At 59.8% G+C, this 12,762-nt stretch carries 11 protein-coding genes; 7 read left to right on the top strand and 4 right to left on the bottom strand.

Going from position 1 to position 12,762, the window contains the following annotated elements:
* Window positions 1-63: 63 nt before the first annotated feature.
* The 4 genes from QMG79_RS03165 (at window position 64) to QMG79_RS03150 (ending at window position 5,708) form a co-directional block, all read left to right on the top strand.
* A complete protein-coding gene (locus QMG79_RS03165; RefSeq protein WP_283537106.1) occupies window positions 64-1,275 on the top strand; it encodes a glycosyltransferase family 4 protein in 1,212 nt (403 codons plus the stop codon).
* On the top strand, window positions 1,272-2,678 hold the full coding sequence (locus tag QMG79_RS03160) for a UDP-glucose dehydrogenase family protein (protein ID WP_283537105.1): 1,407 nt from the start codon (window positions 1,272-1,274) through the stop codon (window positions 2,676-2,678). Before QMG79_RS03165 ends, QMG79_RS03160 begins: the two co-directional genes overlap by 4 nt.
* A gap of 137 nt (window positions 2,679-2,815) precedes the next feature.
* Window positions 2,816-4,933, top strand: coding sequence for a putative bifunctional diguanylate cyclase/phosphodiesterase (locus tag QMG79_RS03155; protein WP_283537104.1), 2,118 nt, complete (start codon window positions 2,816-2,818; stop codon window positions 4,931-4,933).
* Between the two features lie 223 nt (window positions 4,934-5,156).
* Window positions 5,157-5,708, top strand: a complete 552-nt coding sequence (locus QMG79_RS03150; protein WP_283537103.1) for a dihydrofolate reductase family protein — start codon at window positions 5,157-5,159, stop codon at window positions 5,706-5,708.
* A 64-nt stretch (window positions 5,709-5,772) separates the two neighbouring features.
* On the opposite strand, the gene QMG79_RS03145 is transcribed toward QMG79_RS03150, so the two are convergent.
* The 4 genes from QMG79_RS03145 to QMG79_RS03130 form a co-directional block, all read right to left on the bottom strand.
* Window positions 5,773-6,591 (bottom strand): SDR family NAD(P)-dependent oxidoreductase, encoded by an 819-nt coding sequence (locus QMG79_RS03145; protein WP_283537102.1) that lies wholly within the window; start codon window positions 6,589-6,591, stop codon window positions 5,773-5,775.
* Between the two features lie 131 nt (window positions 6,592-6,722).
* Window positions 6,723-7,625: a hypothetical protein gene (locus tag QMG79_RS03140; protein WP_283537101.1), complete on the bottom strand. Its 903-nt coding sequence runs from the start codon at window positions 7,623-7,625 to the stop codon at window positions 6,723-6,725.
* 41 nt (window positions 7,626-7,666) lie between these two features.
* A complete protein-coding gene (locus QMG79_RS03135; protein WP_283537100.1) occupies window positions 7,667-8,320 on the bottom strand; it encodes a DUF6318 family protein in 654 nt (217 codons plus the stop codon).
* A 316-nt stretch (window positions 8,321-8,636) separates the two neighbouring features.
* Window positions 8,637-8,840 (bottom strand): cold-shock protein, encoded by a 204-nt coding sequence (locus tag QMG79_RS03130; protein WP_076798513.1) that lies wholly within the window; start codon window positions 8,838-8,840, stop codon window positions 8,637-8,639.
* A gap of 523 nt (window positions 8,841-9,363) precedes the next feature.
* On the opposite strand from QMG79_RS03130, the gene QMG79_RS03125 reads away from it, so the two are divergent.
* From QMG79_RS03125 to QMG79_RS03115, 3 genes are all read left to right on the top strand, one after another.
* Entirely contained in the window at window positions 9,364-10,395 is a 1,032-nt protein-coding gene (locus QMG79_RS03125; RefSeq protein ID WP_283537099.1) for an NAD(P)-dependent alcohol dehydrogenase, read from the top strand.
* A gap of 71 nt (window positions 10,396-10,466) precedes the next feature.
* Window positions 10,467-11,090, top strand: a complete 624-nt coding sequence (locus QMG79_RS03120) for a gluconate 2-dehydrogenase subunit 3 family protein (RefSeq protein WP_283537098.1) — start codon at window positions 10,467-10,469, stop codon at window positions 11,088-11,090.
* Window positions 11,087-12,694 carry a GMC family oxidoreductase gene (locus QMG79_RS03115; protein ID WP_283537097.1) on the top strand — a complete coding sequence of 536 codons (1,608 nt, stop codon included), beginning with the start codon at window positions 11,087-11,089 and terminating at the stop codon, window positions 12,692-12,694. Before QMG79_RS03120 ends, QMG79_RS03115 begins: the two co-directional genes overlap by 4 nt.
* Window positions 12,695-12,762 lie beyond the last annotated feature (68 nt).

Genomic DNA, 12,762 nt, shown 5'->3' with positions numbered 1-12,762 from the left:
AGCTTTCCTTGCCCGCAACGCCTCCTCCCCCGCGTTGTCAGGATCAGCCCGCACCGTGGAGGGGTGAGGATCGCAATTGTCGCTGAATCATTCCTGCCCCTGATGAACGGGGTCACCCACTCGATACTGCGTGTTCTGGAGCATCTGCAGGAACGCGGCGACGAGGTCATGGTGATCGCGCCGTCCACCCAGGATGCGCAAACCACGGAGGTGGTCAGTGGCGCGGTGGTGCACCGTGTTCCGTCCGTCCCGCTGGCCGGGTATGCCAATGTGCGCGTCGCGATGGGTGGTGTGAGTCGGGTCAAGCGAATCCTTGCCGACTTTGCACCCGATGTTGTGCACCTTGCTTCTCCGTTCGTGCTGGGGTGGCGGGCCGTGCAAGCGGCAGACCAACTGGGGATTCCGAGCGTGGCCATCTACCAGACCGAGGTGCCCAGCTACATGGGCCGCTACGGAATTCCCTTCATGGAAAACTGGGCTTGGGCGCGGGTGGAGAACATTCACCTGCTGGCTTCACGAACGTTGGCACCGTCCTCGTTTGCGCTGAACCAGCTGCGTGGGCGGGGTATCCGTCGCGTGGGGATGTGGCGGCGCGGGGTGGACACGGAGCGGTTCGCGCCGGAGAAGTACGACGCCGGGTGGCGGGCTTCCGTGACACCTGGGGGTCAGCGCATCATCGGCTATGTGGGCCGGTTGGCGGTGGAGAAGCAGGTCCAGGACCTCGCGGTCCTGGCGGATATTCCGAACACCCAGCTGGTCATTGTGGGTGATGGTCCACAGCGCTCGGTGCTGGAGGCGGCTTTGCCTGACGCCGTGTTCACAGGATTCCTGGGCGGCGAGGATCTTGCCCGGGCGGTGGCTTCCTTCGATCTTTTTGTTCATCCCGGCGAATTTGAAACCTTCTGCCAGACCATTCAGGAAGCCATGGCCTGCGGGGTTCCAGTGGTGGCTACCGGCCGCGGCGGTCCGTTGGACCTGGTGCAGAATTCACGCACGGGCTGGCTGTATGAACCCGGCAACCTTGACGCCCTGCGAGGCCATGTCCTGGACCTCATGGGTGATGACGCCAAACGCAGGGCTTTTGCCGTTACCGCGCAGGCCGCCGTACAGGGCAGAACGTGGACTGCCCTGAGTGCAGAGCTGGTGGGCCACTACGAGGACGTAATCGCAGGCCGGCCGCTCGTTGAGCATGTCCAACGGAACGGGGGCCTTCCGCACCCTACCCAGCATCGCAATACCGGGAATACCCTGCTGCACGGAAAGAGGAGATCATGAAAATTTCGGTCATTGGCTGTGGATATCTTGGCGCCGTCCACGCTGCCACGTTGGCGGCAATGGGGCACACCGTAGTGGGCATTGATGTGGATTCTGCAAAAATAGACCAGCTCAGCCGCGGAACTGCACCTTTTTACGAGCCCGGGCTCGATGAACTCCTGGTGGAAGGCCTGTCCACGGGCCGGCTCCACTTTTCCGCCTCCATGGCTGCAGCTGCCGAGGCCGAGGTCCATTTCCTCTGCGTGGGGACGCCGCAGTCCAAGACCTCAAATGACGCGGACCTTAGTTACCTGTTCGCGGCAACCGCCGCGCTGGTCCCGTATCTGGCTGAGGGTGCCGCCGTCGTCGGCAAATCAACTGTTCCTGTCGGAACAGTAATGTTGCTCCGAAGCGTCCTGGCGGACCGGAAAGACGTTCCTCTTGGCTGGAATCCCGAGTTTCTGCGTCAGGGCACTGCGGTGAAGGATTCCCTGGTGCCGGACCGGCTGGTGTACGGCGTGGCGGGTGGCCGCGATGCTTCCCTGGATGCGACTGGACACGCGCACGGACTGACGGCGGTGCTGGATGCGGTTTACGAGCCCCTGCTACGGGCCGGAATTCCACGGCTGGTGTGTGCCTATGCCACGGCTGAACTCATCAAGTCCGCGGCCAACGCGTACTTGGCCACAAAAATCAGCTTCATCAATGCAATGTCCGAACTGTGCGATGCCTCGGGCGCTGACGTGACCGAACTAGGCGAGGCAATGGGCCTTGATCCGCGGATTGGCGGGCGGTACCTCCATGCCGGGCTTGGATTCGGTGGTGGCTGCCTGCCCAAGGACATCAGGAGTTTCCGGGCGCAGGCGGCGGCGTTGGATGTGGACTCCGTGGATCAGTGGATGGGCGTTGTCGACGCCATCAACCTCGCCCAGCGTCACCGCACGGTGGAGATAGCCCGCGAGCTGTGCGGTGGATCCGTTCGCGGGCAGGCGGTTACGGTGCTGGGTGCGGCCTTCAAACCCGACACTGACGATATCCGTGACTCCCCTGCGCTGGACGTTGCATTGCAGCTCGCCACCCTCGGCGCGCAGGTAACGGTCACGGACCCGAAAGCGCTGCCCAACGCCGCGATGCGGTACCCCCAACTCCGGTTTGTACAGTCCACCGACGTCGCGCTTGCAGGGGCAGACTTGGTACTGCTGCTTACCGAATGGGACGAGTACCGGCAGCTCGTACCTGCTGACGTGGGGCTGAAGGTCCGCCGTCGAACCATGGTGGATGCGCGCAATGTCCTGCATGCCGCGGAATGGGAAGCTGCTGGGTGGCACATTCGGGGCCTCGGAACCGGGACTGCCGGACGCGGCACCCTGGCGCGGGAAAGGACTTTGGGCGCCCCGGCGTCGTCGGCGGTCCGGGCCTTCTGACAGGCGCAACGACGTCTACCCCGCGAGGAAAAATGGGCCCCGAATCCTGACTGATCCTGGCCTAGCCCGGATGTCGACTTCCCTGGTGGCGGAACGTGAGGCCCATCACCCTATACTTCTTAGCGGGGGTAAAAATCATGGGGGCATCGAAGCGCCGCAGAACAGCAAAACACACCACTTTCGTCGCTGATCTGGTGGCCGAAAGTCCGAATGGGCTCCTGGCACTGGACCCGGACGGAATCATCACAGCCGCGAATCCGAGCGCAGCACGCATGTTCGGCCGGTCGCTTGACAGTCTTGTCGGACAGCACCAAGGGGCACTGTTCCTCCAGGATTTCACACACGATCTCACCGCCTTAGCTGAAGCCCCGCCGGGGATGCCATCGGCCAAGACGACAGTGGTGGAAGTAGGGGCCCTCCGCGCCGATGGAAGTGGTTTTCAGGCTGAAATCGCTGGTGCGGTGCGAAAGACGAAAGGACAGGGCGGACTGATCCTCTCCGTTCGTAGCCTGGAGCACCGGCAAGCATGGGACACGGAGATTCGCCGAGCAACATCCCTCCTCAGCGCCACGCTCGAATCAACAGCAGATGGCTTGGCAGTCTTCGACATCAATGGAACCCTGACGGGCATGAACCAACGGTTCCTTGACATGTGGCAGGTCCCACGCGAACTGATGAGCCCGGGGCGGGAGCCGGAGGCAATCGCGTTGGCTGTTGAACAGTCCGCAGATCCTCAGGCCTTTCTCACCCGGATCATCGAAATCCAGAAGCATCCTGAAGCCATCACTGATGACATTGTGTTGCTCATGGACGGTAGGACCATTGAAAGGCACTCCCGGCCCCAACGCGTTGACGGCCAGGTGGTGGGGCGCGTTTGGAGCTTTAGGGACATCACCCCACGGAGAAAAACTGAAGAAGCCGCGGAAGCGGCCATGGCGAAACTGGCAGCACACGCGCACGAGTTGAGGAGCCGCGCTTACCAGGATTCCTTGACCGGCCTGGCCAACCGTGCGGTGTTCAATGAGACACTGAATCAGCTTTTCTCCCAAGGCGAGCAGGAAAACGTGGACGTCCTGCTGCTGGACCTCGACAATTTCAAGGACGTAAATGATCTCTTTGGGCATCAGTCAGGCGATGAGCTCCTCAGAAAAATAGCCGTCCAACTCAGCAGCACTCTCCCCGACGCGGAGGTGGTAGCCAGGCTGGGAGGTGATGAATTCGTCGTGTTGCTGACCGGATGTGCCGACGTTGACGCCGTAGCTATCCGTGTTCTGGCGAGCATGATTCCACTGAGTATCCAGGGGAATGCCATCAACCCGCAGGCAAGCATCGGCATCGCCTCGGGCCGGTCGGAAACAGCCGATGCCCAAGAACTGCTGCGGGAGGCAGATATTGCCATGTACGCGGCGAAAAGAGCGGGAAGAAACCGCTACAGGCGATTCCAGCCGACCATGATGGAACAGCTGATTCAGCAGACACGCCAGGAAACGCGGCTGAGGAAGGCCGTGGCGGGCCAAGAATTTACCATCGCCTACCAACCAATCGTCTCCCCCCTGACAGGGACAGTGACACAGTGCGAGGCGTTGGCACGGTGGGTTGATGACGGGCTCCATATACCGCCCCTGGATTTTATTCCCCTGGCCGAGAGCACGGGCGTTATTGAGCAGTTGGGCATGGACCTGATGCGGCAAAGCCTCCAGGGCCTGTCCGTGTGGCTTGCGGCGGATGCTGGCGTCTCCCTAGCGGTTAACGTTTCTGGAGCCCAGCTTCACAATCAAGACTTTGCGGACAATGTTCTTCGCCTGGTCAAGGACTGTTCGGTAAACCCTGCCCAGCTTGTACTGGAGGTGACCGAAAGCGTGTTCTTCGAAGCCACGTGTAACCCCATTCAGCAACTGATTCGGCTGCGGGAATCCGGTGTGCGGGTAGTGCTGGACGATTTTGGGACTGGATATTCGTCCCTTGGGCGTCTGCAGGATCTTCCCGTAGATGCGCTGAAAATCGACAGGTCCTTCGTGTCGATGATCATCACCGGTGACGAGCATCTACCCATCCTGACTTCCATGATCCATATGGCCCACAACCTGGGTCTGTCTGTGACTGCCGAGGGGGTGGAGACGCAGGCGCAACTGCGGTATTTGAACGCTCTTGGGTGCGAAGCGCTGCAGGGATACCTGTTTTCCAGACCACAACCTGCGCTTGAGCTGGATCCCGCGATTGCCGAGGCAGCTAGAACGCTGACGGCGCTGAGTTGAGCTTTGGCGTGGCCTTGCGGCGCGTGCACGGGATGCAAGCACGCAGCGCGTTCCCTGGATCCGGATAAGTTGCCCGGATCCGGGCCGCACCGCAAGAGCAGGCGTTAGCACCGTCCTCTTCCGCTGGCAGTCAAGGGAAACTAGGGTAAAAGCGTCCGGGCGATCCGGCGCGTTTCACAAGAGCACCAGCACCCGCACAAACACCAGCAGAAGGATCAGAACAATGCGCAAAGTGACGTCCGGCCTCTTCCATTCCGTTGATGGCGTGGTGTCGGATCCCTTCACGTTCCAGTACGACAGTTTCGATGCCGAACTTGGCCAAGGCATGGAGCGCATGATGACTTCCGTGGATACTGTGGTTCTCGGGCGGAGGAGCTACCAGGAGTGGGCTTCGTACTGGCCGAATGCTTCTGTTGATCAGGACTTCGCCGGCTTTATCAATCCCGTGCAGAAGTTTGTGGCGTCGAGCAGCCTCACAGCGCCGCTTGAGTGGCAGAATTCCCAGCTTATGGATGCCCCGCTGGCGGATTTTGTCCAGGAACTAAAAAAACGCGACGGCGGCGAGATTGCCGTGTGCGGATCCATCTCCGTGGTGCGCCAGTTGCTGTTTGCTGGCGTCCTGGATGAACTCACGCTCATGACCCATCCCGCCGTTGCAGGAAGCGGGCAGAGACTCTTCCGCGACGGGGATCCCGCGACCCGCTTGGCCCTCAAGGACCAGTTCAGGACAAGCAAAGGAAACGTCGTCAGCACCTACGGTTTGCTGGTCGCGTAGCTGTCGCGCTGCGCTGAACCTCAGCTCAACAAAATGGTGAGCTGAGGTTCAGGCAGTGCGGTATCTACGCCTTGACCAACTCCACACTGTGATCCCAGAGTCCCTTGGCGAGCTGCGCGTCGTAAGCCTGCTTGTTGGCTTTGGCCAAGGCCCGCTTGGCGTAGTAGGCGCCGGAAACCCAGTCCCGGCCAGCTGTTCCATTGATTAGCCAGAGCAGGGTGTCTGCTCCCTGGTCTGGGCTGAGCATGAAGCGGCTGAGAATTGACGTGTAGAAGTGCCGCATGAGGCTCGATGACGTGCTGGCGAAACTGGTGCGGACTACCCCGGGGTGGAATGACGCCGTCGTGATTCCCTGGTCACCGAAGCGGCGGTTCAGTTCGCTCGTGAACAGGATGTTGGAGAGCTTGCCGGTGCCGTAGGCGCGGTTGGCGGAATACTTGCGCTCGGCCGTGAGGTCGTCCAGGTCCAGGTGTCCGAACTGGTTGGCCATGCTCGCAGTGTTAATGACCTTGGCTTTGCTGTCGACCAGGACATCCATCAGCTCTGTTGTCAGCAGGAAAGGTGCAAGGTGGTTGACTTGGAACGTTTTCTCGTTGCCATCAACTGTGAGTTCGCGTTTGCCCATGATGCCGCCAGCGTTGTTGGCCAGGACGTCGATGTGCGGGTACTTTGCGCGGAGATCCGCTGCGAGCTTCCGTACCTGGGACAGCTCCGCAAAGTCGCAGATGAAGTACTCGGCGTTGAGTTCGTTGGCAATGGCTTTGGTCTTCTCCGCTGAGCGGCCCACAATGACCACAGTGTCCCCCGCCTTGCTCAAGGTACGGGCAGCTGCCGCCCCGATTCCGTCGCTGGCTCCGGTGATAACGATGACGCGCTGGCTCATGGAATTCCTCTGCTTAACCTGTGATTCGCGGGGATGCGTGGTGCTGGGATGTCGCTGGTACAACGGTAACCCCGTGGCGTCTGTTCCCCGGACGGTCCCCCTCTTCTCTTGGGGGCTCTTGAATCTGGCCGTTAGCGCCCCGGACAGCCGTCACCAGCCGGATTAACAGTGCAGTCATCGGCAAAGTTCCGGGTGATGGAGCGCCACACTTCGAGTGTCTGCCCGCCGGACGCAAATTCCCCGTTGCCCGTGATGGGGAGTGATGGGCCGTTATTGACGGCGTATGTGCCACTGAATGTTGTACTGACGCTCACCGAGTAGGTGCCTGTGTCCTGGTAGATGTGGCTGGTCCTGGTTTTAGTGCCCCACTGTTCCTGCGGAAGGGGCCCGCCGGCACTTTCTGTGGGGCCAAGTCCGGAACCGTCGCCGTAGCTGTAGGTGTAGAGGGTGGGGGTCGCCTCAACATGCACCTGCTGTCCCAGAATCACGACGTCGAACGCCTGGGTTTCGGCGTTGGCGTAGACATTTGTCTCCGCTCCCTTCAGGGTATGCGGCGCTGGTTGAAGCGTCAGGTTCGCGGGAATGACAGGAAGGTTCCTGAAATCCTGGAGGATTCTCGCTGCGATGCGTGGCAGCAAGTCTTCAGGTTTCGTGTCGTACAGGCATGTGGGGCCAGCACCTGCCGGCGTCCACTGCGTCCAGGTGGGATCCGCAATGGCCCTTGGCGCCACGGACCACACCACCGGAATACCTTCCTTGCCATCCTCCGCCCTCGCCGGGCAGGGCAAAACGTTTGGTAGACACTTCACATCTTGACTAGTCTCATCAATCTGGCATTGAAGGTCGTACTTGTACTGGTTTGGGTCTGACGACGTGGTGCTGGACGAAAGCGTTGGAATTGCCTGACCTAGTTCCGTATCCCATATCCAATCAGTTTTTCGAAGGTCTATTCCCTTCTCCTCGTACCCGACGACGATGTCACCTTCCTTGGACTCGGCAATTTCTGGGAGGGCCAGCACAGCAAAAATGATCACGCACCCAAGAAAAACAAAACCCAACTTTTGGTTTGCCACACTTACCTGACCAACCCTAGATCGACGACTATCCAGCGTGTCCCGTCGAAATCCGCGACAACTTGACTTGCAACGTTGGTCTGCGGCGTCGGATCTTGAAGGAGGGTTCCATCCGGCCGTATTATCTGGATCTTTTCCTGAATGATCTGCATGGTTATCTGTTGTGTTGTCATACCCACTACAAATTGGATGTTGACAGCTCTGGACTGAATTTTTCCCCCGGCAATCCAACGCTTATCCTGCCAAGCTTCGCGGATTCCGTCCCCAAGGCCAATGCAAAATTGGCATCCTTTGCTGCTTAATTCGTCGGTACCGCTTACGTCGCCCGTCTCGTACCCGTAGCTGAGTAGCTCGTACCAGTACTTTGTGAACGCCTCGAGGCCCGCCTTGGAGTTCTCGTCAGCCAACGCGGGCTTCTCCGGAACGGGCACGTTCTGCGCCTTGCCCGAAGCATCCGCAGGTTTGTAAGCCGGAGCGACTGTGGGAGTCGGCGTGGCGCTGGGAGTTGACGCGGCCGACGTCGGACTTGTAGTTGACGGCGGACTCGATGACCCACCGGGGGCGGCACTCCCCTGGCACCCGCTGAGAACCACACTTAGCGCGGCGATGACAGAGACGATCAGCAAGCGATAGCGGACATGAATGCTGATAGTCATGACGGCCCCAAACGGCAAGCACTGGGAGGAAGGTGAAAGTCCCGTCAGACTACCTGAAAGTGATCCGGGCTACAGCCGTTATCCACAGCGCATTTTCAAAAAATGCCTGTTGCCCGGCTCATCAGTATCACTAACCCCAGCAACCCCACACAGGCAACAAGATTCCTGCTATCAGTGGAAATCAAGGTCCGCACCAACGTCACAAGTGTCGGTAAGGGCTAGCGATTTCTTTCCATGAATCTGGGCACAAAAAAGCAGGGCCTGCCAGTGGCAGACCCTGCTTCAGAAACCTTGCGGTCCCAGGAAGTCTAATGAATTAGAGTGCCTGGATGTTGACGGCCTGAGGACCCTTGGGGCCCTGCTCGGTTTCGAAGGAGACCTTCTGGTTCTCTTCGAGTGAGCGGAAGCCTGAGGAGTTGATCGCAGAGTAGTGTGCGAAAACGTCCTGTGAGGAGTCATCGGGGGAAATGAAGCCGAAGCCCTTTTCAGCGTTAAACCATTTGACGGTACCAGTAGCCATTTTTAATGTCCTTCGTGAAGGTGGAGGAAAAGTCCCGACTTTCGGGTCCTCCGGTGTGGGGTGTTCAAAACCGCTACTTCAGAAGGACGCGGACTTTCGACCGCGCTTACTGCCTGAACTGCTAACTGCATAAACACAACAACAAGATTCACTATACAGGAGTTCGACTGAGATGCCATATCGCATGGCAACTTATTTTTGATTCGAGGCCCAAGCCCCTTGGCCCCACCTGCGCGTCCGTCGCTGAAGTCAGTACGCAGGTTTTGTCCTCACCCTGCTAAACGGCGGCTATCCAGGCGGGCGAGTCATGGCACATGCTTTTTGCATTGGAAGTTGTGCCTGTCGCAGTGTGGGACCTCATCGATGAGAAACTCACCGACCGGAACTGCAGGTGACTAGATGCCATTCCGGACGCCGGTCCTGCTCGACGTTCTCACAGCGTGAGAACCGCGCTATCCCATCTGCGTGATTCACGACACACTCAGTACATCAGCCGTCGATGACGAGGCTTGCAAGGAGGATCATGAAGGCAGTCCGGGTGCACGAGTACCACCGAGACCCACGCATTGATGAGGTACCGGAACCGCGAATCACGGGTCCGTGGGACGTCATTGTCAAAGTAGGCGCAGCCGGACTCTGCCGAACTGATCTCCACGTGATCGAAGGTCAATGGGATCCCATCCAGCATCCGTCCCTGCCGTATATCCTCGGACACGAAAATGCCGGTTGGGTTACTGAGGTAGGCACCGCAGTAACAAACGTGAGCCCCGGCGACACTGTCATCATGCATCCGCTGGTGACATGTGGCCTCTGCCTCCCGTGCCGCGCAGGCCAGGATTCGCACTGCGAGAACTCCACATTCCCAGGGTTGAATGTCGACGGCGGCATGGCCGAGTTCATGAAGACTAACGCCCGCGCGGTCGTAAAACTCGATTCCGCCATGAAGCCCACCGATATCGCTGCCTTGGCCGACGCCGGCCTTACCGCCTACCATGCCGTCCGCAAGGCAGTTCCGCTGCTCCCGCCCGGAAGCCACGCCGTCGTGATCGGCAGCGGCGGACTGGGGCACATAGGCATTCAATCCCTGAAAGCCCTTACTGCGGCGGAGATAACCGTCCTTGACCATTCGGAGGAGGCTCTGGAGTTGGCCACAACGTCCGGAGCAGATCACGTCCTGAATACAGCGGACGACGCCGGCAAACTTCTTGAGATCACTGGCGGCGGCGCGCATGTGGTGTTCGATTTTGTGGGCGAGAACGGTACGGAAGCGCTGGGAATTACGGCGCTTCGCAACCGCGGAAGCTACTTCAGCATCGGCTACGGCGGCGCCGTGAACGTGGACACGATCGAAATTATCTCCCGTGAAATCAGCGTCGTGGGCAACTTGGTGGGCAGTTACCTGGACCTTACCGAGCTGATGACGCTGACCTCACAGGGCAAGGTATCGCTGCATACCCAGCTCTACGATCTTGAAGACGCGGTCCAGGCCATGCACGATCTGGATCGGGGAAATCTGGTAGGCCGCGGCATCCTGGTTCCGAATCTCGTTGGCTGAATCCACCAGAAAGCCCCCGCTGCACGCCCCTAAACAACTGACCACAAAGAAGAGGAAGTAAGGGAAGAACAATGGCGTATCCCGCAAAATATTCGGCACTCAATGCGTTGCAGATGACGGATGAGGCACGCGTAATCCTCACCCGCATCATCCGTGTCGCGTTCCCGCATCCGCAGGTTCCGGACGGACCCTACGAACGGATGGCCGTAAAAATTATCACTGAAGCCGAGGACTCCACCTGGTTCAGGGTTGCCCTGACCCAAGGCCTCTTAACGCTCGATTCACTCAGTGATGAACACTTCCTGGACCTCTCCGATGACCGGGCGCTGGCTGTGCTGAAGCGTCTGGGCGACCTAGAGTTCTTCGGCTTCATCCGGCGCACCACAGTCCTGAACTTCTACGACGATCCCGAAGTGTGGGGAGTTCTGGGCTATGAAGGGGAGTCATTTTCCAAAGGCGGGTATATCAACAGGGGTTTCAACGACCTCGACTGGCTGCCAGAACCCCGCATCGAGGAAAGCGACGAAGAGCTGACCGAGATCGGACCGCTCGCCTACGCGATCAAGGCGCCCATCCCAGGCAGTGGACCGACCTCGCCGACAACAGCCGACCGTACATCCACCGAGACCACAGATGAACCATTCGATGACCTCTTCAAAGGGTCCGACACGATCGAGGGAGCCACAACGCCATGACCCAGGACACCACAGGAACGTCATCGGACGGCCAGTCAGCAAGCTTTGCGCATGACGACGACTCCGTTGTTGTCATTGTCGGTTCCGGAGCCGGCGGCGGCACGTTGGCCCACGAACTTACTGAAAAGGGCGTCAAGGTTGTGGTCCTTGAAGCCGGTGGGCACCTGAAGAACGAGGACTACGAGAACGACGAATGGGCCGCCTTCAACCAGATGGCCTGGCTGGATCCGCGGACCACGTCCGGCTCGTGGCGGGTTGCCCGGGATTTTCCCAACCTGCCTGCCTGGATTGTGAAAGCCGTTGGCGGCACCACAACGCACTGGTCCGGGGCCACTCCCCGGTTCAAGGCCCACGAGTTCAAGGCCCGCAGCACCTACGGCCGTGTGGACGGTGCCAATCTGCTGGACTGGCCCATCACTCTGGCAGACCTGGCGCCGTACTACGAAAAGGCCGAGAACAAAATTGGCAGTACACACCGCGGTGGGCGTCCAGCGCTTCCGGCCAACAATAACTTCAAGGTCATGGCAGCGGGAGCGGACCGGATCGGCTACCGGCACTACGCCACCGGACCCTACGGGACCAACGCGGAACCCTACGACGGCAGGCCTGCTTCCATCCAGGACGGCTTCAACTTCCAGGGCGACAAGAACAAGTCAAAATGGTCCACCCTTGTCTCCGAAATCCCCAAGGCTCTGCGCACCGGCAACCTGGATCTCCGGCCCAACAGCCACGCCGTGCAGATCACGCACACGCCCGAAGGCAAAGCCGACGGTGTGCTCTACATTGATGCCGACGGCAATCTGCAGGAGCAGAAAGCCCGGGTCGTGGCGGTGGCTGGCAACTCGATCGAGACCCCACGCCTGCTGTTGCTCTCCGGCTCGCCCCTCTTCCCGGATGGCCTCGCCAACTCCTCAGGACAGGTGGGGCGGAATTACATGCGGCACACCACCGGCTCGGTCTATGCCACGTTCGACAAGCCCGTGCACATGTATCGGGGCGAGACCATGGCTGGCCTGATCGCAGATGAGTCCCGGCATGATCCCGACCGCGGATTTGTGGGTGGCTACTATATGGAGACCATCTCTCTGGGGCCGGCGTTTCTGGCCAGTTTCGCGGATCCGGGCGCATGGGGTCCAGGGTTCGCAGCCATCCTGGATGACTACGAGAACACGGCAGGCATGTGGATTGTCGGCGAAGATATGCCGCAGGAAAGCAACCGGATCACGCTCAACACTTCCGTAAAGGACAATCTTGGCCTTCCGGTTCCGAACGTGCATTTTGATGACCACCCCAACGACGCGGCCATGCGCAACCACGGCTATCAGCAGGGTTCGCTGCTGTACGACGCGGTGGGAGCAGTTTCCAGCCACCACACTCCGCCGTATCCATCCACGCACAACATGGGGACGGCGCGCATGAGCGAACGCCCCGAGGACGGTGTGGTCAACGCCTTTGGCCAATCCCACGACGTACCCAACCTGTTCATTTCTGATGGGTCACAGTTCACCACCGGCGCTGCAGCGAATCCCACGCTGACCATCGTGGCGTTGGCGATCCGGCAGGCGGACTACATTGCCGAGCAGCTGAAGACATCAAAGCTCTAACGCTCTAGACCCTGCACGACGGCGGGATCCCGGCTCTTGGTGGCGGGGATCCCGTTTTCGTGTGGCAG

It is taken from the genome of Pseudarthrobacter sp. PS3-L1, assembly GCF_030063285.1.
Classification (GTDB): domain Bacteria; phylum Actinomycetota; class Actinomycetes; order Actinomycetales; family Micrococcaceae; genus Arthrobacter.
This window is presented reverse-complemented; position numbering and strand designations above follow the sequence as displayed.